At 62.9% G+C, this 20,206-nt stretch carries 20 protein-coding genes; 14 read left to right on the plus strand and 6 right to left on the minus strand.

Annotation, left to right across the window (positions count from 1 at the left end):
- The first annotated feature begins 245 nt into the window (after positions 1–245).
- Positions 246–2,576, plus strand: a complete 2,331-nt coding sequence (locus ABOC32_RS10170) for an FdhF/YdeP family oxidoreductase (RefSeq protein WP_426810936.1) — start codon at positions 246–248, stop codon at positions 2,574–2,576.
- 109 nt (positions 2,577–2,685) lie between these two features.
- On the opposite strand, the gene ABOC32_RS10175 is transcribed toward ABOC32_RS10170, so the two are convergent.
- Positions 2,686–3,144, minus strand: a complete 459-nt coding sequence (locus ABOC32_RS10175; protein ID WP_426810937.1) for an Lrp/AsnC family transcriptional regulator — start codon at positions 3,142–3,144, stop codon at positions 2,686–2,688.
- 92 nt (positions 3,145–3,236) lie between these two features.
- On the opposite strand from ABOC32_RS10175, the gene ABOC32_RS10180 reads away from it, so the two are divergent.
- Positions 3,237–4,418, plus strand: coding sequence for a trans-sulfuration enzyme family protein (locus ABOC32_RS10180; RefSeq protein ID WP_426810938.1), 1,182 nt, complete (start codon positions 3,237–3,239; stop codon positions 4,416–4,418).
- A gap of 138 nt (positions 4,419–4,556) precedes the next feature.
- On the opposite strand, the gene ABOC32_RS10185 is transcribed toward ABOC32_RS10180, so the two are convergent.
- Positions 4,557–4,793 (minus strand): YdcH family protein, encoded by a 237-nt coding sequence (locus ABOC32_RS10185; RefSeq protein WP_234229525.1) that lies wholly within the window; start codon positions 4,791–4,793, stop codon positions 4,557–4,559.
- A 252-nt stretch (positions 4,794–5,045) separates the two neighbouring features.
- Between ABOC32_RS10185 and ABOC32_RS10190 the strand changes: the two genes are divergently transcribed.
- From ABOC32_RS10190 to ABOC32_RS10205, 4 genes are all read left to right on the plus strand, one after another.
- Positions 5,046–6,683: a phosphoethanolamine transferase gene (locus tag ABOC32_RS10190; RefSeq protein ID WP_426810939.1), complete on the plus strand. Its 1,638-nt coding sequence runs from the start codon at positions 5,046–5,048 to the stop codon at positions 6,681–6,683.
- 226 nt (positions 6,684–6,909) lie between these two features.
- Positions 6,910–8,043 (plus strand): ribonuclease D, encoded by a 1,134-nt coding sequence (rnd, locus tag ABOC32_RS10195; protein WP_426810940.1) that lies wholly within the window; start codon positions 6,910–6,912, stop codon positions 8,041–8,043.
- The gene (locus ABOC32_RS10200) at positions 8,040–8,333 is read left to right on the plus strand and encodes a YcgL domain-containing protein (protein ID WP_016498370.1); all 294 of its coding nucleotides are present in this window, start codon (positions 8,040–8,042) and stop codon (positions 8,331–8,333) included. Before rnd ends, ABOC32_RS10200 begins: the two co-directional genes overlap by 4 nt.
- Before the next feature lie 2 nt (positions 8,334–8,335).
- Positions 8,336–9,268, plus strand: coding sequence for a D-2-hydroxyacid dehydrogenase (locus tag ABOC32_RS10205; RefSeq protein WP_426810941.1), 933 nt, complete (start codon positions 8,336–8,338; stop codon positions 9,266–9,268).
- Between the two features lie 113 nt (positions 9,269–9,381).
- Here ABOC32_RS10205 and ABOC32_RS10210 read toward each other — a convergent pair whose 3' ends face one another.
- Positions 9,382–9,975 (minus strand): nitroreductase family protein, encoded by a 594-nt coding sequence (locus ABOC32_RS10210; protein WP_234229529.1) that lies wholly within the window; start codon positions 9,973–9,975, stop codon positions 9,382–9,384.
- A 143-nt stretch (positions 9,976–10,118) separates the two neighbouring features.
- Between ABOC32_RS10210 and ABOC32_RS10215 the strand changes: the two genes are divergently transcribed.
- Together ABOC32_RS10215 and ABOC32_RS10220 are read left to right on the plus strand one after the other, a co-directional pair.
- Positions 10,119–10,568: a YcgN family cysteine cluster protein gene (locus tag ABOC32_RS10215; RefSeq protein ID WP_426810942.1), complete on the plus strand. Its 450-nt coding sequence runs from the start codon at positions 10,119–10,121 to the stop codon at positions 10,566–10,568.
- Between the two features lie 41 nt (positions 10,569–10,609).
- Positions 10,610–11,818, plus strand: coding sequence for a hypothetical protein (locus ABOC32_RS10220; RefSeq protein ID WP_426810943.1), 1,209 nt, complete (start codon positions 10,610–10,612; stop codon positions 11,816–11,818).
- Positions 11,819–11,950: 132 nt separating this feature from the next.
- On the opposite strand, the gene ABOC32_RS10225 is transcribed toward ABOC32_RS10220, so the two are convergent.
- The gene (locus ABOC32_RS10225) at positions 11,951–12,289 is read right to left on the minus strand and encodes a YgaP family membrane protein (protein ID WP_426810944.1); all 339 of its coding nucleotides are present in this window, start codon (positions 12,287–12,289) and stop codon (positions 11,951–11,953) included.
- A 301-nt stretch (positions 12,290–12,590) separates the two neighbouring features.
- Here ABOC32_RS10225 and ABOC32_RS10230 point away from each other — a divergent pair, with 301 nt between their 5' ends.
- The 5 genes from ABOC32_RS10230 (at position 12,591) to ABOC32_RS10250 (ending at position 18,671) form a co-directional block, all read left to right on the plus strand.
- Positions 12,591–13,307, plus strand: coding sequence for a GntR family transcriptional regulator (locus tag ABOC32_RS10230; protein WP_426810945.1), 717 nt, complete (start codon positions 12,591–12,593; stop codon positions 13,305–13,307).
- Between the two features lie 61 nt (positions 13,308–13,368).
- Entirely contained in the window at positions 13,369–14,688 is a 1,320-nt protein-coding gene (locus tag ABOC32_RS10235; RefSeq protein ID WP_426810946.1) for an NAD(P)/FAD-dependent oxidoreductase, read from the plus strand.
- A gap of 183 nt (positions 14,689–14,871) precedes the next feature.
- Positions 14,872–16,200 carry an MFS transporter gene (locus tag ABOC32_RS10240; protein ID WP_426810947.1) on the plus strand — a complete coding sequence of 443 codons (1,329 nt, stop codon included), beginning with the start codon at positions 14,872–14,874 and terminating at the stop codon, positions 16,198–16,200.
- Positions 16,201–16,273: 73 nt separating this feature from the next.
- Positions 16,274–17,167 (plus strand): dihydrodipicolinate synthase family protein, encoded by an 894-nt coding sequence (locus tag ABOC32_RS10245; protein WP_426810948.1) that lies wholly within the window; start codon positions 16,274–16,276, stop codon positions 17,165–17,167.
- 13 nt (positions 17,168–17,180) lie between these two features.
- Complete coding sequence (locus tag ABOC32_RS10250; RefSeq protein WP_426810949.1) at positions 17,181–18,671, plus strand: aldehyde dehydrogenase; 1,491 nt, start codon at positions 17,181–17,183, stop codon at positions 18,669–18,671.
- Between the two features lie 176 nt (positions 18,672–18,847).
- Here the strand turns inward: ABOC32_RS10250 and ABOC32_RS10255 are convergent, their stop codons facing one another.
- Positions 18,848–19,318, minus strand: a complete 471-nt coding sequence (locus tag ABOC32_RS10255) for an RNA methyltransferase (RefSeq protein ID WP_028613410.1) — start codon at positions 19,316–19,318, stop codon at positions 18,848–18,850.
- A 71-nt stretch (positions 19,319–19,389) separates the two neighbouring features.
- Entirely contained in the window at positions 19,390–19,761 is a 372-nt protein-coding gene (locus tag ABOC32_RS10260) for a YajD family HNH nuclease (RefSeq protein WP_016488597.1), read from the minus strand.
- A 132-nt stretch (positions 19,762–19,893) separates the two neighbouring features.
- Between ABOC32_RS10260 and ABOC32_RS10265 the strand changes: the two genes are divergently transcribed.
- Positions 19,894–20,172: a hypothetical protein gene (locus tag ABOC32_RS10265; RefSeq protein WP_426810950.1), complete on the plus strand. Its 279-nt coding sequence runs from the start codon at positions 19,894–19,896 to the stop codon at positions 20,170–20,172.
- The last annotated feature ends 34 nt before the right edge of the window (positions 20,173–20,206 follow it).

Here is a 20,206-nt window from a genome sequence, read left to right on the forward strand (position 1 = left end):
GCTGGCCAGGTATTTCAGTGCCTGGACCGCGTCGCCTCATTCGCGGGTAAACCCGCTCCCACAGGTACTGCGCAGGTTTCAAGACCTGTGTGATCCCTGTGGGAGCGGGTTCACCCGCGAAGGCTACAACGCGGTTTCAGCCCATGATCGAAACCGCCTATCACGCCGTAAGATCTTTCGATTGGACGCCCCACCCCCACGCTCCATAGGCTGAATAAAAGCATCGAAGCGTGAGGATTCATCGCATGAGCCAGGACGAACACATCAGGGACTACAAAGGCGCAGCCGCCGGCTGGGGGGCGCTCAAGAGCGTGACCAAAAGCTGGCTGGGCAGCGAAAACGCCTTCAAGAACCTGCGGGCCATGCTCAAGACCAACCAGAACGGCGGCTTCGACTGCCCCGGCTGTGCCTGGGGCGAGTCGCCGGAAAGCGACATGGTCAAGTTCTGCGAAAACGGCGCCAAGGCCGTTAACTGGGAAGCCACCGGCCGCTCGGTCGACCCGGCCTTCTTCGCTCAATACAGCGTCAGTGCGCTGAAGGACCAGACCGACTACTGGCTCGAATACCAGGGCCGCCTCACGCACCCGATGCGCTACGACGCAGCCACCGACCACTATGTCGAAACCACCTGGCAGGAAGCCTTCGAGCTGGTCGCCACGCACCTGCGTGCGCTGCAGTCGCCCGACGAGGCCGAGTTCTACACCTCGGGCCGGGCCAGCAACGAGGCGGCGTTCCTCTATCAGCTGTTCGTGCGTGCTTACGGCACCAACAACTTCCCCGATTGCTCGAACATGTGCCACGAAGCCAGCGGCGCAGGCATGTCGGAAACCCTCGGGGTGGGCAAGGGCACCGTGGTGTTCCACGACCTGGAGCTGGCCGACGCGATCTTCGTCATCGGCCAGAACCCGGGCACCAACCACCCGCGCATGCTCGAACCGCTGCGCGAGGCGGTCAAGCGCGGGGCCCAGGTGGTGTGCTTCAACCCGCTGAAAGAGCGTGGCCTGGAGCGTTTCCAGCACCCGCAGCACCCCTTCGAAATGCTCAGCAACGGCTCCGAGCCGACGTCCAGTGCCTACTTCCGCCCGGCCTTGGGCGGTGACATGGCAGCCATGCGTGGCATTGCCAAATTCCTCTTGCAGTGGGAGCGCGAAGCCCAGGCCAAGGGCGAGCCCGCGGTGTTCGACCATGCTTTCATCGCCGAGCACACCAGCGGCGTCGATGACTACCTGGCAGCGGTGGACGCCACCTCCTGGGAACACATCGTCAAGCAGTCGGGCCTGACCCTGGCCGAGATCGAGCTGGCTGCGCGCATGTACCGCAAGGCCGAGCGGGTGATCATGTGCTGGGCCATGGGTGTCACCCAGCACCGCCATTCGGTGCCGACCGTGCAGGAAATCGTCAACCTGCAGTTGCTGCGCGGCAACGTCGGCAAGCCCGGCGCCGGCCTGTCGCCGGTGCGCGGCCACAGCAACGTGCAGGGCGACCGCACCATGGGCATTGACGAAAAGCCCAAGGCGGCGCTGCTCGATGCCATCGAAAAACGCTTCCAGTTCCGTGTGCCGCGTGCCCACGGGCACAACGCGGTGCTGGCGATCAAGGCCATGGAAGAGCGGCGGGCCAAGGTGTTCATCGCCCTGGGCGGCAACTTCGCCCAAGCCACCCCGGACACCCCGCGCACCCACGCGGCGCTGCAGAACTGCGCGTTGACCGTGCAGATTTCCACCAAGCTCAACCGCTCGCACCTGGTCACCGGTCGTGATGCGCTGATCCTGCCGTGCCTGGGCCGTACCGAAATCGACCTGCAGGCCGAGGGGCCGCAAGGTGTGACCGTGGAGGACACCTTCAGCATGGTGCACCTCTCCAACGGCCAGTTGCGCCCGCGTTCGCCGCACATGCGCTCGGAACCGTGGATCGTCGCCGGCATGGCCAAGGCCACGCTGGGCAATCAGCCGATCGACTGGGAGTATGCGGTGGCTGACTACAACCGCATTCGCGACATGATCGCCGACGTGATCCCTGGTTTCACCGGCTTCAACGAACGCCTGCATAGCCCGGGCGGTTTCCACCTGGGCAACAATGCCGCCGATCGCAACTTCCGCACGGCCACGGGCAAGGCCCGGTTCATGCCCCACGCACTGCCGGAAGAGTTGATCAACGCCAAGGTACTGGCCCGTGGCGACAAACCCGACCTGATCCTGCAGACCCTGCGTTCGCACGACCAGTACAACACCACCCTGTACGGCCTGGACGACCGCTACCGCGGGGTGTTCGGCCTGCGTGAGGTGGTGTTCGTCAACGAGGCCGACATCCGCCGCCTGGGCTTCGAGCCGGGTGAGCAGGTGGACCTGGTGTCGCTGTGGGAGGATGGCGTGGAGCGGCGGGTGTCGGGGTTCCGCCTGGTGGCGTATGACGTGCCTGAGGGGCAGGCGGCGGCGTATTACCCGGAGACCAACCCGCTGGTGCCACTGGAGAGTTATGGCGAGGGGACCTACACCCCGACCTCGAAATTTGTGGCGATCAAGGTCGAGAAAGCCAAGGCAGGGAACCGGATTGCGGCGGTGTTGGCAGCGGATTGATGGGTTGCCTGTACCGGCCTCTTCGCGGCACAAGGCCGCTCCTACAGGGGAACGCGATCACCTGTAGGAGCGGCCTTGTGCCGCGAATGGGCTGCAAAGCAGCCCTTGATCACCGATGTACCGGGTAAGCCGTGGTGTATTTCATCTGCTCCATGGCAAAACTGGAGGTGATGTTCGACAGCCCGTCGGTGCGGGTAATCAGCTTTTTGTAGAACCGGTCATACGCCGCAATATCCCCCACCACCACCCGCAGCATGTAGTCCCAATCCCCCGACATGCGGTAGAACTCCATCACTTCCTCGAACCCGGTCACCGTCGCGGCAAACTGCTCCAGCCAGGCGCTGTCGTGGCGCTGGGTCTTGAGCTGGACGAACACCGTCAGCCCAAGCCCTAGCCGTTCGGGGTCCAGCAGGGCGACACGGCCGAGTATGTAGCCGTCTTCTTCCAGGCGCTTGACCCGCTTCCAGCATGGCGTGGTGGACAGGTTGACGGCCTCGGCCAGGTCCTTTAGCGAGATTGAGGCATCGCGCTGAAGCAGGGTAAGAATGTGCTGGTCGAAACTGTCCATATCGCGCGCGGGCCGTGTAGAAAAATTTTTCACAGATTACCCCAAGGCCAGAAGATTTGGGTTGTGCGATAGTTGCAGCCTTCACTCTGCCAATGGGCCTGACCATGTCCGACAAGCCGCGCAATTTCGCCACCCGTACCATTCACGCCGGCGAGCAGTTCAGCGTCGCCGAAAACGCCATTTTCCCGGCCATCGTCACCGCCAGCTCGTTCACCAAGCGCAGCCTGGACGACAAGCCGGAATACTCCTACAGCCGGGTCGGCAACCCCACCCGGCATGCCTACGAAACCTGTGTCGCCGCCCTGGAAGAAGGCGTGGGCGCGGTGGCCTGTGCCTCGGGGGTGAATGCCACTGCGACGGTGCTGGAGCTGCTGCCCAAGGACGCCCATGTGGTGGTGATGAACGGCGTGTACGGCGGCACCTTCCGCATCCTGGAAGACTACCGCAGCCGCACCTCGGGCCTGACCACCACCTATGTCGACCTCAACGACCTTGAGGCGGTGGCCGCCGCCATCAAGCCCCAAACCCAGCTGATCTGGATCGAGTCGCCGACCAACCCGTTGCTGCACCTGGTCGACATCAAGGCGGTGTGCGACCTGGCCAAGGCGCGGGGTATTCTCACCTGCATCGACAACACCTTCTGCTCACCATGGAACCAGCGTCCGATCACCCTGGGCGTGGACCTGGTGATGCACTCGGCCAGCAAATACATCGGCGGCCATTCCGACCTGACCGGCGGCGTGGTAGTGGCGGCCAATGATGCGCTGCTGGCGCGCCTGCGCCGCATCAGCATGGCGATTGGCGCGGTGCAGGGGCCGTTCGACTGCTACCTCGCCCTGCGCGGCCTGAAGACCCTGGATGTGCGCATGGAGCGCCAATGCAGCAACGCCTTGCAGGTGGCACGCTTCCTGGAAGGGCATGCGCAGATCGAGCAGGTGTATTACCCGGGGCTGGAAAGCCACCCCCAGCATGACCTGTGCAACCGCCAGATGCGCAGTGGCGGGGCGGTGGTGGCGATGAAGGTCAAGGGTGATCGGGCCGCGCTCAACCGCCTGGTGGAGGCGTTGCAGATTTTTGTGCTGGCCGACTCGCTGGGCGGGGTGGAGAGCATGATCAACCACTCGTGGACCATGTCGCACTGCTCGCTGAGCCCGGAGCAGAAAGGGGTGATGGGGATCAGCGAGAACCTGCTGCGGTTGTCGATGGGGATCGAGGATTACCGCGACCTGATCGAGGACCTGGATGGGGCCTTGAAGGCTTTGGCTGCTGTGTAAGGGCTGCTGGCCCCTTCGCGGGTGAACCCGCTCCCACAGGGATAGCGCTGCCCTCAGGTTTTGTGCGGTCCCTGTGGGAGCGGGTTTATCGAGGCGTCGAACCGCCGCGAAGAGGCCAGTGAATTCAGTACATTTCCATCAGGATTTCGGCGGATGGATGATCCGTTCGATCTTGTCCTTGATCAGCAACCGTTCCTTGCGTAGCCGGTTGACGGCGTCGTCGTTGGTACCGTTGCCTTCGGCGGCGACCACCTCCTTGTCCTTGGCGTTGTACTCCTTGTGCAGCGCGTGCAGCGTCTGGTCCTTGTCTATGAGCGCCTGGAATGCATCAGCGGTAACGTGCAGGTCAGCGAGCAGATCATGCGGAACTGGCATTTCTTCACCTCTGTCAGGGTTGTCGGTAAGGTCCTGACCACTGAGGATAGCCGCGTTTGCGCCGGCTTGTGACCGCTGCCAGGCTGAACGGCAGCTGAATGACCTTGACGTAATTGATAAAAGACACCGCTTCACGAAATTGTTACCGACTTTTTCACAAAAAATTGATGACGCACTTTCTAGAGTTCGCCCAACTTTCCCGCGGTGCCATCCGGCCTGGGGGTTGATAATCACTCTTGATTGCGAACACTGATGCTCAACTTCAAATCCCTGCGGACTGAATGGGTCACGCTGCTGGCCAGCCTTTACCTGCTGATTGGCTTGAACATGTTCCTTTGGGAGCATCTGCAAGAGGTCGTGCCCGCCGGCCTGTCGGGGCTGTGGCTGAGCCTGGCATTTGCCGTGCTGATGCTGTTCGCCTTCAATCTGATCCTCACCTTATTTGCCTTCCGGTATGTATTGAAGCCGTTACTTATCGTGTTGTTCATGAGTGGAGCCGGTGTGGCTTACTTCATGAACCAGTACGGTGTACTTATTGATGCCGGCATGTTCCGCAATATGGCCGAGACCAATGTTGCAGAAGTGCGCGACTTGATGTCGCTGAAGTTTGCTGCCTATATCCTGCTGCTGGGCGTATTGCCTTCGGTGCTGCTGTGGAAGGCGCCGATCGCCTATCGCCCCTGGCACCGTGAGCTGCTCGGCAAGCTGGTGGTCAGTGGTGCCTGTGTAGTGGCCCTTGGCTCGGTGGCGCTGGTCAACTATCAAGGCTTGTCGTCGCTGTTTCGCAACCACCACGAACTGCGCCTGATGCTGACCCCGAGCAATATCGTCGGGGCCTCCATTGGTTATGTCAGCGAGCGTGTCGGTACTGCCGCGCGCCCGTTCCAGAGTTATGGCGAAGATGCCAAGCGTGATGCCGCCTGGCAAAAACATGAGCGCAAGTCGCTGACAGTGCTGGTGGTCGGTGAAAGTGCGCGGGCAGACCATTTCGGCGTGCTGGGCTATGACCGCGATACCACGCCGAACCTGGCCAAGGAACAGGGCCTGCTGGCGTTTTCCGATGTGCATTCGTGCGGTACGGAAACGGCGGTCTCGGTGCCGTGCATGTTCTCGGGCATGAAGCGCAAGGACTACGATGCCCGTGTGGCGAAGAACCGCGAAGGGCTGCTGGACATCCTTCAGCGTGCCGGCCTGGCCGTGCAGTGGCGTGACAACCAGTCGGGCTGCAAGGGTACCTGCGACCGCGTGCAGTTCATCGATGTCAGCAACCTCAAGGACCCTCAACTGTGCGCCAATGGCGAATGCCATGACCAGATCCTGCTGCAAGGCCTGGACGAGCTGATTGACAACCTCGACAAGGATACCGTGCTGGTGCTGCACCAGATGGGCAGCCACGGCCCCGAATACTTCAAGCGCTACCCCAATGGCGGCGAGCGCTTCACGCCGGTGTGCCAGAGCAACGCGCTGAACCAGTGCAGCGAGCAGGAAATCATCAACGGCTACGACAACACCCTGGCCTACACCGACAAGGTGCTGGCATCGCTGATCGACACCTTGCGCAGCAAACAGGACAAAGTCGACACGGCCATGATCTACCTGTCCGACCATGGCGAGTCGCTGGGCGAGTACAACCTGTTCCTGCACGGCACGCCTTACGCCATCGCCCCAGAGCAGCAGAAGCATGTGCCGCTGTTGACCTGGTTCTCCGACAGCTACAAGGAAGACTTCGGTATCGACACCGACTGCCTGGCCAAGCTCAGCGATGCCCCGCTGTCGCAGGACAACCTGTTCCACTCCATGCTCGGCCTGTTGCAGGTGCACACCGAGCTCTACCAGCAGTCGCTGGACATGTTCGCCAGCTGCCGGCCTTGGCTGGCGGCCAAGCGCTGACTCCGTGCCTGTACCGCGTCCCGGTAGGAGCAGCCTTGTGCTGCGAAGAGGCCGGTACCGCCAGCACATCACCCAATTGCCTGCACCGGCCCTTTCGCAGCACAAGGCTGCTCCGACAAAAAAGGGCCGGTTTGCAGCGCCGTTTATCTACTCCAGGGATGGCGCAGGTTTCACCAGCAGTGCCCGCGCCGTATATACTGCGCGCCAATGTTAGTGGGAGAGCCTCGTGGCCATCGAAATTCACTGGATCCGTGACGACCAGAGCCTGGCCGAACACTGCCGCGACTGGCACCAACTGCCCTTTGTCGCCGTCGACACCGAATTCATGCGGGTCGACACCTTCTACCCGAAAGCCGGGCTGATTCAGATCGGTGACGGCCAGCGGGCCTTCCTGATCGACCCGCTGTTGATCGGCAACTGGCAACCCTTGGCCGACCTGCTGGAAGACAGCGGGGTGGTCAAGGTGCTGCACGCCTGCAGCGAAGACCTTGAAGTGCTGCTGCGCCTGACCGGCAAGCTGCCGCAGCCGCTGTTCGACACCCAGCTGGCTGCCGGTTACCTGAACCTGGGCTTCAGCATGGGCTATTCGCGCCTGGTGCAGGAGGTGCTGGGTATCGAGCTGCCCAAGGGCGAAACCCGTTCCGACTGGCTGCAGCGCCCGCTCTCGGAAACCCAGGTCAGCTACGCTGCCGAGGATGCCGTGCACCTGGCCGAGCTGTTCACCGCGCTGCGCCCGCGTTTGTCCGACGACAAGTACGCCTGGGTGCTGGAGGATGGCGCCGAGCTGGTGGCCGCATTGCGCCGTGAAGTCGAGCCTGAAAGCCTGTACCGCGACGTCAAGCTCGCCTGGAAGCTGGCCCCCCAGCAACTGGCGGTGCTGCGCGAGCTGTGCGCCTGGCGCGAGCGTGAAGCACGCAGCCGCGATGTGCCGCGTAACCGCATCCTCAAGGAGCACTCGCTGTGGCCCATGGCCAAAAGCCAGCCCAACAACCTGTCGGCGCTGGCCAAGATCGACGAGATGCACCCGCGCACCATTCGTCAGGACGGTGAGTACCTCATCCAGCTGATCAAGCGCGCCGGTAGCCTGCCAGCCGAGCAGTGGCCAGCGCCGTTGCCCGAGCCACTGCCGATCGAGGCCGCCGGCATCCTCAAGCAGCTGCGTGCCATCGGCCAGGCCGAAGGCGAGCGCCTGGGGATTACCCCCGAGCTGATGCTGCGCAAGAAAGCCCTGGAGGCGCTGCTCAAGAGCGGCTACCCCAACGGCCCTTATCAACTGCCCGATTCGCTGCGCGGCTGGCGCCGTGAGCGCATGGGCCAGGCCCTGCTGGACAACCTGGCAGGTGCCGGAGAGACCCGATGAAACGCATTTGCTCGATCTACAAGAGCCCCCGCAAGAACGAAATGTACCTTTACGTGCTCAAGGCGGACGGCCTGGAGCGCGTGCCCGAAGGCCTGCTGCCGGCCTTCGGCACCCCCATACACGCGTTCGACTTGGTGCTCAGCCCCGAGCGCAAGCTGGCCCGCGAGGACATCACCAAGGTACTGGAGAACCTCGACAATCAGGGCTACCACCTGCAGATGCCGCCGCTGGAAGATGAGTACATCGAGCACCTGCCCGAAGAGCTGCTGCGCCGTAACGACCCGGTCTGACCATGCGTGTACTGATTGCTGAGCATGATCATGCTCGATACGCCGGGCTTTTGCGCCAAGCAGCGCCTGAAGTGGAAGTCCTGACCAGCGGTGACTCCGCCGAACTGGCGCAGCAGGCATCGCAGTGCACGGTGTGGCTGGGCCAGCCGGACCTGCTGGCAAGCTTGCTGCGCCAGGGCCTCAAACCGCAGTGGATGCAATCGACGTGGGCCGGTATCACGCCGTTGCTGGCCGACGGCCTGCCGCGTGACTATCGCCTGACCCGTGCGGTGGGCATTTTCGGCCAGGTGATGGCCGAGTACATGCTGACCTATATGCTCGGCCATGAGCGCGAGGTGCTGTCGCGCCTGGTCAGCCAGGTCGAGCGGCGCTGGGATGACCGCCCGGGGCGCACGCTGGAAGGGCGCAAGGTGCTGATTGTCGGCACTGGCGACATTGGCCAGCGGGTGGCCGAGTTCCTGCAACCGTTTGGTGTGGTGCTGTACGGTGTGGCCAGCACTGCCCGGGAACAGGCACCGTTCGTCGAGGTGGCGGCACTGGCCGACTTGCCGCGCATGGTTGGCCAGGTCGACTACGTGATCAACCTGCTGCCGGACACCCCGGCTACCCATGACCTGTATGACGCAGCGCTGTTCAAGTGCTTCCTGCCCACGGCGTTGTTCATCAATGCCGGGCGTGGCGTGGCGGTGGTCGATGCCGACCTGGTCGAGGCGCTGAAGGAAGGCCATCTGGCCGGTGCGGTGATCGATGTCTGCCGGCAGGAACCGTTGCCCAAACAGCATCCGTTCTGGACCGCCTGGGGGCTGTTGCTGACCGGGCACAGTTCCGCACCCACCTCGCCGGCGGCGATGGTGCGGTTGTTTGTCGAAAATGTGCGGGCTTATGAAGCGGGGCAGGGGTTGCGCGGTGAAGTGGACTTCGCCAAGGGCTACTGATTTGTAGTGCTTGTACCGGCCTTTTCGCAGCACAAGGCTGCTCCTACAGGGTGATGGAGATCCTGTAGGAGCAGCCTTGTGCTGCGAAGAGGCCAGTGCATGCTACACAGGGCTTACAGGCTGAAATCACCCTCGGCAGCCAGCTCGCTCAACGGCTTGCGCGGGCTTGGCACTTCACGCGACTGCAGCGCTTCATCCAGGCTGGCCTTGTCACCCAGCTTGCCGATCGCCACCATGGCATGCAGCACGTAGCCCTCGGGAACCTTCAGTTCCTGACGCGCCAGGTCCTGGTCGAAACCGGCCATGCCATGGGTATGCCAGCCGCTGATGCTGGCCTGCAGGGCCAGGTGGCCCCAGGCGGAACCGGTGTCGAAGGTGTGCCACAGCGCCGGTTTTTCTTCCGTGGCGCCCGGGGCTGCAAAGGTGGTCTTGGAAATGACCAGCACCAGCGCCGAAGCCTGTTGCGCCCAGCTGCGGTTGAACGGCACCAGCAGGTTCAGGTAACGCTCCCAGTTCGGCGTGTCGCGGCGGGCATACAGGAAGCGCCAAGGCTGCGAGTTGTACGCCGACGGTGCCCAGCGTGCGGCTTCCAGGAAGCTCAGCAGGGTTTCTTCGCTGATCGGTTCGGCGGTGAAGGCGCGTGGCGACCAGCGGTTGATGAACTGCTCGTTGATGGCGTAATCGGCAATGCGGGGGGTGGCGCTCATGACAGCTCCTGCAAACGGACGGGAAAGCCGCACGCTACTGCGTCCCGTCGCGACTGACAAGCGGTCTGGCTTTGCCGAATGCCAGGCTCTAGACTGGCGCCGCCGCGCGCCGTGGCCCCAAGATGAATGCAGGAAACCGTGTGATGATCGCTGAAAACGCGCCGTTCTGGCGGCGCAAGACCCTCGAACAACTCAGCCCGCAAGAGTGGGAGTCGCTGTGCGACGGCTGCGGCCTGTGCTGCCTGCAAAAGCTTGAGGACGAGGACGACAACAGCGTCTATTACACGCGTATCGCCTGCAAGCTGCTGGACATGGATACCTGCCAGTGCAGCGACTACTCCAACCGCTTCGCGCATGTACCGGACTGCATCCAGCTAACCCCGGGCAAGGCCGACCAGTTCACCTGGCTGCCGAGCACCTGCGGTTATCGCCTGGTCAGTGAGGGCAAGGACCTGCCGGCCTGGCACCACCTGGTCTGTGGCGATCGCCAGCAGGTCCATGAACAGCGCATTTCCCAGTCGGGGCGTATGCTCAGGGAGCAGGATGTGCATGAAGACGACTGGGAAGACCACCTGATCTTCCGCGCCAGCTGACCGGCGCGGCCCGCTGCCACGGGGAAACAAGGAGTTTCTGTATGCGTTGCCAGCTGTTTTTGCTGTTGGGCCTGATGGCCAGTTCGCCTGCCTGGGCGAAAAAGGTCGACCTTGATTACCAGGTGCGTCTGTTGCCCGCCAGTGGCCAGGCTGAAGTCCGCCTCACCCTGGCTGAAGGCAGTGCCGTGCGCAGCCTCGACTTCGACCTGGGCAAGGCCGGCGCCTTCAGCGGCTTCCAGGCCGATGGCCAATGGCAACTCAAGGGCCAGCGAGGCGTGTGGCAGCCGGCGGCCGGCAAGACCAGCCTCAGCTACCGCGTGCAGCTGGACCAGAAGCTCGCCAGCGGTGCCTATTCTTCGCGTATCACCCCGCACTGGGCGCTGTTCCTCGGCGACCAGCTGGTACCGCCTGCGCGGCTTGACCAGCAAGATGGCACCGAGCTGGTGGCGCGCCTGGCGTTCGACCTGCCCGAGGGCTGGAAGAGTATCGAGACCTCCTGGCCACGCATTGGCAAGGACAAGTTTCGCATCGACAACGTGTCGCGGCTGTTCGACCGCCCGACTGGCTGGATGCTGGCCGGCGACCTGGGTAGCCGCCGTGCCCGCCTGGGCGATACCGAGGTCACCGTGGCCGCGCCGGTGGGGCAGGGCATGCGACGCATGGACAGCCTGACCTTGCTGACCTACGTCTGGCCGCAGTTGCAGGCAGTGTTCCCGCGCAACCCGCCAAAGCTGCTGCTGGTCGGTGCCCGTGACGGCATGTGGCGCGGGGCAATGGCCGCGCAGGGTTCGCTTTACCTGCACAGCGGCCGGCCGATGGTGAGCGAGAACGGCAGCAGCCCGTTGCTGCGCGAAGTGGTGCAGTTGTTTGCCCAGATCCATGGGCGCGGCGGCAATGACTGGCTGGTGGAAAGCCTGACCGACTACTACGCCAGTGAGTTGCTGCGCCGTTCGGGCGGGGTAAGCGATGACCGCTACCAGGCCTGGCAGGCACGCCTGAGCAAGCAGGGCGCCAAGGTCACCCAGCTCAAGGGCGAACGCGCAAGCCCGGCGCAGGTGGCCCGCGGGGTGATCTTGCTGCAGGCACTGGACAAGGAAATACGCATCCACACCCAGGCCAAGCGTTCGCTGGACGACGTGGTGCGCGGGCTGATGCGCCTGCCCAGCGTAAGTACCGAAGAGTTCGTGCAAATCAGCGAGAACGTGCTGGGGCGCAAGTCCGAGGTGCTACAGAGCAAGGCGTTGCGCTAGGCATCTTATTACCTGCGCCGGCCCTATCGCCGGCAAGCCAGCTCCCACAGGGATAGCACCGCTCTCGGGACCTGTGTTTTCCCTGTGGGAGCTGGCTTGCCGGCGATAGGGTCGGTACAGGCAATACAAGGATCAGCTGTCTACCAAAGGATCCTTACCCGTCACCGTAACACCCCGCGTCGCCGCCCTGGCACTGGCCTTCAACACTTCCAGCTCCGCCGCACTGCGTTCTATATCCGAGCGCAACCGGTGGTACTCATGCCGATGCTGCTGCCACCAGGCCTTGGTCGAGCAATGCCCGCTGACCCCGCGTGCCACCGCAATGCCGCCCACCACCATCTGCAGCAAGCCGATCAGGCCGCCATGGCGTAGCCCCTTGCTGAGCATCAGCGCCCCGCCGGCCAGCGAACCGACCCTTTCCAGACCATGAACATTGTGCTGCGAAGCCGCAGCAGTGTGGATATCGAGCATGGCAAGACCTCCGTCTGAAATGTAAGCAGCTGACCTGCAGGGCGTCGCCGGCGTTCATTCGGGTCGCTCAGCGGCCTTCCACACTGCAGAGTTGTCGGGTCTGGATACTTATCTGTCCGGTTTGGCAATGCAGCCCCAAGGGTGTTTAATCCCACCCTGGTAATCCGCTGGAACCCTTGAAAACAAAGGCCCAGACAGATTTCACCGTCCATCGAAAATGCTGTAGACACATTGTCTAACAGTGCCCTATAGTCGTTATACAAATAGTAGACATAGCGCTATGACAACAAAGAAGGCCGCCATGAAAGCCACCGTCCAACCACTCGCTGCAGAAGTGCCGCAGGACCGCAAAGCCGTCCTCGCCGAAGCACTGCGCCGCCGGATCATGAGCATGGAACTGGCGCCGGGCGCCGTGGTGGACGAACTGGCCCTGTGCGATGAGTTCGGCCTGTCACGCCCCCCGGTCCGCGAGCTGCTGCGCCAGATTGCCGCCGAAGGCTACATCGAACTGGAAGCCAATCGCGCGCCCCGCGTCGCCGCCATGAACCACGCGTCGCTGCACAGCTTCTACGTTGCCGCCCCGCTTATCTACGTGGCCACCACCCAGCTGGCCGCCACCTACGCCAGCGCTGAAGAAATCGAGGTGCTCAAGGCCATCCAGGCCCAGTTCCGTCAGGCCATCGAAGAGCGCGACGTGGAAAACCGTGTGCTCTACAACGACGCCTTCCACCTGGAAATCGGCAAGATGGCGCACAACGACTACCTGATGCCAAGCCTGCGCCGCCTGCTGATCGATCACACCCGGCTGGGCAAGATCTTCTATCGCCACCCGACCACCGATGACATGCAGCGCGACCTCGAAATTGCCTGCGAGCAGCACGAGCAGATGATCCAGGCGATCGAACGCCGCGACCCGCAAGCCGCCGGTCAGCTGGTGCGCGAGCACTTCGAGCTGTCGCGCCGACGCATGGCCGAGTACGCCGCACCGCAAGGGCTGGATGTACCGATCCAGATATGAATTACCAAGGTCAGGCCCCCGGCGTTGACCACCCGTCGATAACAAGATCCAGGTTAGTACCATGACAAGAATAAGTTCGTTACCTGCCGATGATGCTACCTGTGGCTGGTACCACCTGAGCAAACCCCGTACGCCAAGGCCGGCCCATTCAGGGCACAGCCAGGCGCGCTGGGTAGTGGTGGGCGCAGGCTTCACCGGCCTGGCTGCCGCACGGCAACTGGCGACGAACTTTCCCCATGACGAGATCGTGCTGGTCGAAGCCCAGGAGGTCGGCTTTGGCACCTCCGGGCGCAACGCCGGCTTTGCCATCGACCTGCCGCACGATATCGGCGCCGAGGACTACATTGGTGACATCGACATCGCCAAGACCGTGCTCAAGCTCAACCTGGGTGGCCAGCAATACCTCAAGGACCTGATCGAGCGCTACGACATCGAGTGCCAGTTCCGCCATTGCGGCAAATACCAGGCGGCCATCGAGGGCCGCGGCATTGCCGTGCTGGATGCCTACCGCCGGGGCCTGGACAAGCTGGGCCAACCCTACGAAGTGATCGAGGGCCGCGACCTGCCCGAGCACATCGGCACCGATTTCTACCGCAAGGGCCTGTTCACGCCAGGCACCGCCTTGCTGCAACCCTCGGCGTTGGTCAAAGGCCTGGCCGATAGCCTGCCGTCCAACGTCTCGCTGTATGAACACACACCGATCACCGACGTCGAGTACGGTGACAAGGTGGTGCTGCGCCACGCCAAGGGTTCGATCACCGCCGACAAGCTGGTGCTCACCACCAACGCCTTCGGCATGAGCTTCGGTTTCCTCAAGGGCCGCATGCTGCCGGTGTTCACCTACGGCAGCATCACCCGCCCGCTGACCGAAGAAGAACAGGCGCGCCTTGGGGGCAAACCTTACTGGGGCGTCATCCCGGCCGACCCGTTCGGTACCACCATGCGCCGCACGGTCGACAACCGCCTGCTGATCCGCAACAGCTTCAGCTACAACCCCGACGGCCGTAGCAACCGCAAATACCTGGAACGCTTCGTTCAGCGCCACCGCGATTCGTTCGCCCGGCGTTTCCCGATGTTGCCTGATGTGAACTTCGAATATACCTGGGGCGGTGCGCTGGCACTGTCGCGCAATCACATGGGCTTCTTTGGCAAGTTGGCGCCCAATGTCGTCGGCGCACTGTGCTGTAACGGCCTGGGCGTTACCCGAGGCACGGTCACCGGCAAGTTGCTGGCCGACTGGCTGGCCGGCGACAAGCACGAACTGATCGAGTTTTTGCTCAATGCCCCAGGGCCTTGCGCAAACCCGCCGCAGCCCTTGGTTTCCCTGGGCTTGAACGCCAACCTGATGTGGGGGCAGTTCCGCGCTGGCAAAGAAAGCTGATCGCTATCTGAGTTAGACCAAAGAGCATTTTACGTCGGCGTCAGTTGGCCGGCACGGGCACGGCTTGCCCGAATTTGATGATCGAGATGCGTCGTCCGATCACCCGGGGCTGAAGGCAGTTTTCAGTTTCGCGGACACGCTCGCCTTGAAAATGTGCATGTATCAGACGTGGCAGGAACAACAATGACAAATCCAAATGTTTCGATTGAAGATGTACCGATCAATAACTTCCACCAATTGCTGACCCTGCGTTCTGGCGGCGGTTCGTTCGTCGATGGCTATGTACTGAGCATTATCGGCGTGGCCATGGTGCAGATGTCTGCAGGCCTGAGCCTGAACAGTTTCTGGCAGGGCATGATCGCCGCTTCGGCGCTGATCGGCATTTTCTTCGGTGGCTTTTTCGGTGGTTGGCTGACCGACCGCTTTGGCCGCAAACGCGTGTTTTTCGTTGGCCCGACCCTGTTCATCCTGGCCTCGGTCGCGCAGTTCTGGGTGGAGTCGGCGCTGGCATTGTTCCTGCTGCGGTTCGCCATCGGCATTGCCGTAGGCATCGAATACCCGGTTGCAACCTCGCTGCTGGTGGAGTTCCTGCCCAAGAAAAACCGTGGCCCGCGCCTGGCCACCCTGACGGTGTTGTGGTTTGCCGGCGCCGCTACCGCCTACCTGGCCGGTGAGGCCATCCTGCGCCATGGTGGCGACGATGCCTGGCGCCTGGTGCTGGCCAGTGCGGCCGCCATTGGTGCGCTGCTGTTCGCCATCCGCCTGGGTACCCCGGAATCGCCACGCTGGCTGATCAGCAAGGGCCGCTCGGCCGAGGCCGAACAGGTGATCAGGCGCGTCTACGGTAACGGTTTTTCGCTGAAGAACCTGCCGGAAGAACCCAAGACCCGCAAGCTGTCGTTCCTCAGCCTGCTGCACTCGGGCTACGGCAAACGCATGCTGTTTGTCACCATGTTCTGGACCTGCTCGGTGATCCCGGTATTCGCCGTGTACGCATTCGCCCCGAAAGTGCTGGGCGCGCTGAACCTGAAAGGTGACTGGGCATCGATCGGTTCCATCGCCATCACCTTCCTGTTCGTGGTCGGCTGCATCGTGGGCACCCGCCTGCTCAACACCCTCGGGCGGCGCACCACGCTGCTGCACAGCTTCTTCTGGTCGGGGCTGGCGCTGCTGGGCCTGGGTGCCTTCAGCAACGGCAACGAGATGCTCATCCTGGTGCTGTTCGGTGCCTACGCTTTGTTCATCGGTGGCGCCCAGGTGCTGCAACTGGTGTACCCCAACGAATTGTTCCCTACCGAAATCCGTGCCGGCGCCGTGGGCGTGGGCACCTCCATGTCGCGGGTCGGTGCCGCCGTTGGCACCTGGCTGGTGCCCATCGCGCTCGACAGCTATGGCATCGGCGCCACCATGTATGCCGCTGCCGCCGTGACCTTCGTCGGCCTGGCCTTCTCGGTCGCCCTGGCCCCGGAAACCCGTTCGCTGAACCTGCAACAAGCGGCTTCGCTGAGCTGAAACCTTACGACCCGCCGCTGCGTGGTTGCGCGGCGGTTTTGACAACACTGAGCAACGCACTGGAGAACCTACCGTGAAATTCGAAGGCATCTACACCCCGGCAATCACTCCGCTGGCTGCGGACGGCTCGATCGACAAGGCGGCGTTCGCCGAGGTCCTCGAATACCTGGTCGAGTCGAAAATCCATGGCGTCATCATTGGTGGCTCTACCGGCGAGTACTACGCCCACACCACCCAGGAGCGCATCGAGTTGGCCGCGCAGGCCAAGGACGTACTCAACGGCCGCCTGCCGCTGATCGTCGGCACCGGTGGCATCCGCACCGAAGACGCCGTGGCCTTCGCCCGGCACGCCAAGGAAATCAAGGCTGACGCGCTGCTGGTCGGCACCCCGCCGTACGCGCTGCCGACCCAGCAGGAAATCGCCCTGCACGTCAAAGCGGTCGACGCCGCTGCGGGCCTGCCGATCATGCTCTACAACTACCCGGGCCGCATGAGCGTAAGCATGGGCGAAGAGTTTTTCGATGCCGTGGCCGATGTGAAGAACATCGTCGCCATCAAGGAAAGCTCCGGCGACATGGCCCAGCTGCACCGCCTGGCCATCCATCGCCCAAATATCCAGCTGTCGTGCGGCTGGGACGACCAGGCCCTGGAGTTCTTCGCCTGGGGCGCCCAGAGCTGGGTCTGCGCCGGCTCCAACTTCATCCCGCGTGAGCACGTGGCCCTGTATGAGGCCTGCGTGATCGAGAAGGACTTTGCCAAAGGCCGCAAGATCATGGCCGCCATGATGCCGCTGATGGACTTCCTTGAAGGTGGCAAGTTCGTCCAGGCCATCAAGAACGGCGTGGCCCTGAACGGCCTGAAGACCGGCGGCGTGCGCAAGCCGCTGTACGACCTGGACGACGCCGAGAAGCAGGAGCTCAAGCGTGTGCTCACCGAACTGAAAGCCACCATCGCCCTGATCAAATAAGGAGGCTGGAAAAATGGCTGAATTGCTGAACAAGGAACAATACGCGGCCATCGCCGCCGAACTGCAGCTGCGTACCCAGGCGTTCATCGACGGTGAATTCCGTGATGCCATTTCCGGCCGCACCTTCGTCACTACCAACCCGGCCACCGGCAAGCAACTGGCCGAGGTCGCCGCCTGCGACGTCAATGACGTCAACGTGGCCGTGGCGGCTGCCAAGCGTGTGTTCGAAGAGGGCACCTGGTCGAAAATGCAGCCGAATGACCGCAAGCATGTGCTGCAGAAGTTCGCCCAGCTGCTGGAAGACAACGCCCATGAGCTGGCGGTGCTGGAAGCGCTGGACAGCGGCAAGCCGGTCAGCGAGTGCCAGACCGTCGACGTGCCGGAAACCATCCACACCCTCCGCTGGCACGCCGAGCTGATCGACAAGATCTACGACGCCACCGCCCCGACCGGCAGCGCTGCCGTGACCATGGTGGTGCGTGAAGCCATCGGCGTGGTCGGCCTGGTGCTGCCGTGGAACTTCCCGCTGCTGATGCTGGCCTGGAAGATCGCCCCGTCGCTGGCCGCCGGTTGCTCGATCGTGGTCAAGCCCGCCAAGGAAACTACCCTCAGCGCCCTGCGCGTGGCCGAACTGGCCCATGAGGCTGGCATTCCGCCCGGTGTGTTCAACCTGGTGCCTGGTGGTGGCCGTGAAGTGGGCGAGGCCATCGGCCGCCACATGGACATCCCGATGGTCAGCTTCACCGGCTCCACCGACACTGGCCGCCTGTTCCTGAAATACGCCGCCGAGTCCAACCTCAAGCGCATCGTCCTGGAGCTGGGTGGCAAGAACCCGGCCGTGGTCATGAACGACTGTGAAGACCTGGACGAAGTGGCCCAGTTCGTCACCGCCGGTGCGTTCTGGAACATGGGCGAAAACTGCTCTGCTTCTTCGCGCCTGATCGTCCACAAGGACGTGAAGGACGAACTGCTGGGCCTGATGGCCAAGCACCTGAAGGACTGGAAACTGGGCGACCCGATGGACCCGGACAATCGCCTGGGCGCCATGGTCAGCAAGTCGCACTTCGAGAAGGTCAAGTCGTACCTGGAATACGCTGCCGAGCAGAAACTCAGCATCGTCCAGGGTGGCGAAACCGAGGAAGGCGTGTACGTGCAGCCGACCATCGTCGACAACGTAGGCCGCGACAACAAGCTGTTCGTGGAAGAAATCTTTGGCCCGGTGCTGAGCGTGACCAGCTTCGAGACCATCGATGAAGCCATCGAACTGGCCAACGACACCATCTACGGCCTGGCCGCTTCGGCGTACACCGGCAGCCTGCGCAATGCGCTGCGCCTGTCGCGTGAAATCCGCGCGGGTGTGGTTACGGTCAACTGCTTTGGCGAAGGTGACGTGACTACGCCGTTTGGTGGCTACAAAGAGTCTGGCTTTGGTGGGCGCGACAAGTCCATCTGGGCGCACGACCAGTACACGGAGCTGAAGACCATCTGGATCAACGCTTCGTGATCTGAGCAAGAGCGGTGCTGTTCTGACGGAGCTCAGCACCTGGCCGCCCTGCGTTGGCAGGGCTGGCCCTTTCGCAGCACAAGGCTGCTCCTACCGGGTTCACACTGCCCGCTGTTGTAGGAGCAGCCTTGTGCTGCGAAGAGGCCGGTCCTGCTGTCGCAGTGGCGGCCTTTTTATTACTTGAACTTGGGCCCCGAGCGGGTATTCAGCCCCTTGGCCAACCGGTCATACAGCACCACATTCACCGTCGCCGCCAGGTTCATGCAACCTTCGGTGGGGATGTAGATGGTCTCTTCGCACCACGCACGCACCTCGGGGCTGAGGCTGCCGTCTTCCGGCCCGAAGATATAGATGGCCCGGTCCGGGTGGGTATATTCCGGCAGCGGTCGCGCACCTTCCACCAGCTCCACCGCCACCGGTGTGCAGCCCAGCGGGATGATGCGCTGCAGGTCATCGATGCCGATCAGCGGAATGTCGTAGTGCACGCGCTTGGTGTCGGTGACGAAGTCACGCGCGCGTTCATACCTTTTGCCGGTGTAGAACACCGAATTGACGCCATAGCAGCCCGCGGCGCGCATCACCGAGCCGACGTTTTCTGCCGACTTGGGGTTGAACAGGCCGATGCAGCTGTATCGTTTGTTTGCCACGTACCGGGGCCCTTCGCGAAAAAAGCGCGATTATACGGGCTGCCCGGTAACAGCGGGGGGCGAATCGATGGTCAGTCTTTCTTCAACATGCCCGCCAGCGCGGCGAACGGGTTGTGGGTGGCCTTGGCGATGCTTGGCGTGCTGGTGGAGCCTTCGCTGAAGTACTGCTGGTCGGTGTAGCGCGAGTGCTCGTTGTCGTGGCAGTACAGGCACAGCAGCTCCCAGTTGGAGCCGTCCTGCGGGTTGTTGTCGTGGTTGTGGTCACGGTGGTGCACGGTCAGCTCGCTCAGGCGCTTGCCGGCGAATTCGCGGGCGCAGCGGCCGCACACGTGCGGGTACATTCTCAGGGCCTTGTCGCGGTAGCCCATTTCCTTGTCACGCTTGGCATCGGCCAGGATGCGGTCGAGGCGCGCGGTGGCGGCGGCGGAAGAAGTGGAGCTCATGGTGTTTCCTTTGTTCTGATCAGGCAGATGACGGTTATGGCATTGAGTCTAGCGCGCTTGCAGGGCAGGCGGACAGGCGAAAGCGGTGATTTAGGCGTAGCCTGTAAGAAGGTTCCCGACAGGAGGTTGCTGATGTTTCACGCGATCCTCGCCACATTGTTGATGGCTGGCCTGCCCTTGGCCGAAGCTGCCAGCACGCCGCCCAGGCTCACCACGCCGGTACCCGGTGCACCCGGTACGCCGACGCCTACGCCATACCCGCAGATAACCCCGAGTACGCCGCCCAAGGCTTATGACAGCCAGCCGGGGGCGCCCTTGTTGCCGCCAATGCCGGTGCCCGGGCCGCCGAAGGACCAGCCTTTGCCGGGGTTGCGGCAGGACCCGCCGAAGCCGGCGGCGCAGGATGATTGAGCATTAACGGTCCGCGCCGGTCATGTGGGAGCGG

Source organism: Pseudomonas sp. WOUb67, from assembly GCF_050058005.1.
Taxonomy (GTDB): domain Bacteria; phylum Pseudomonadota; class Gammaproteobacteria; order Pseudomonadales; family Pseudomonadaceae; genus Aquipseudomonas; species Aquipseudomonas putida_R.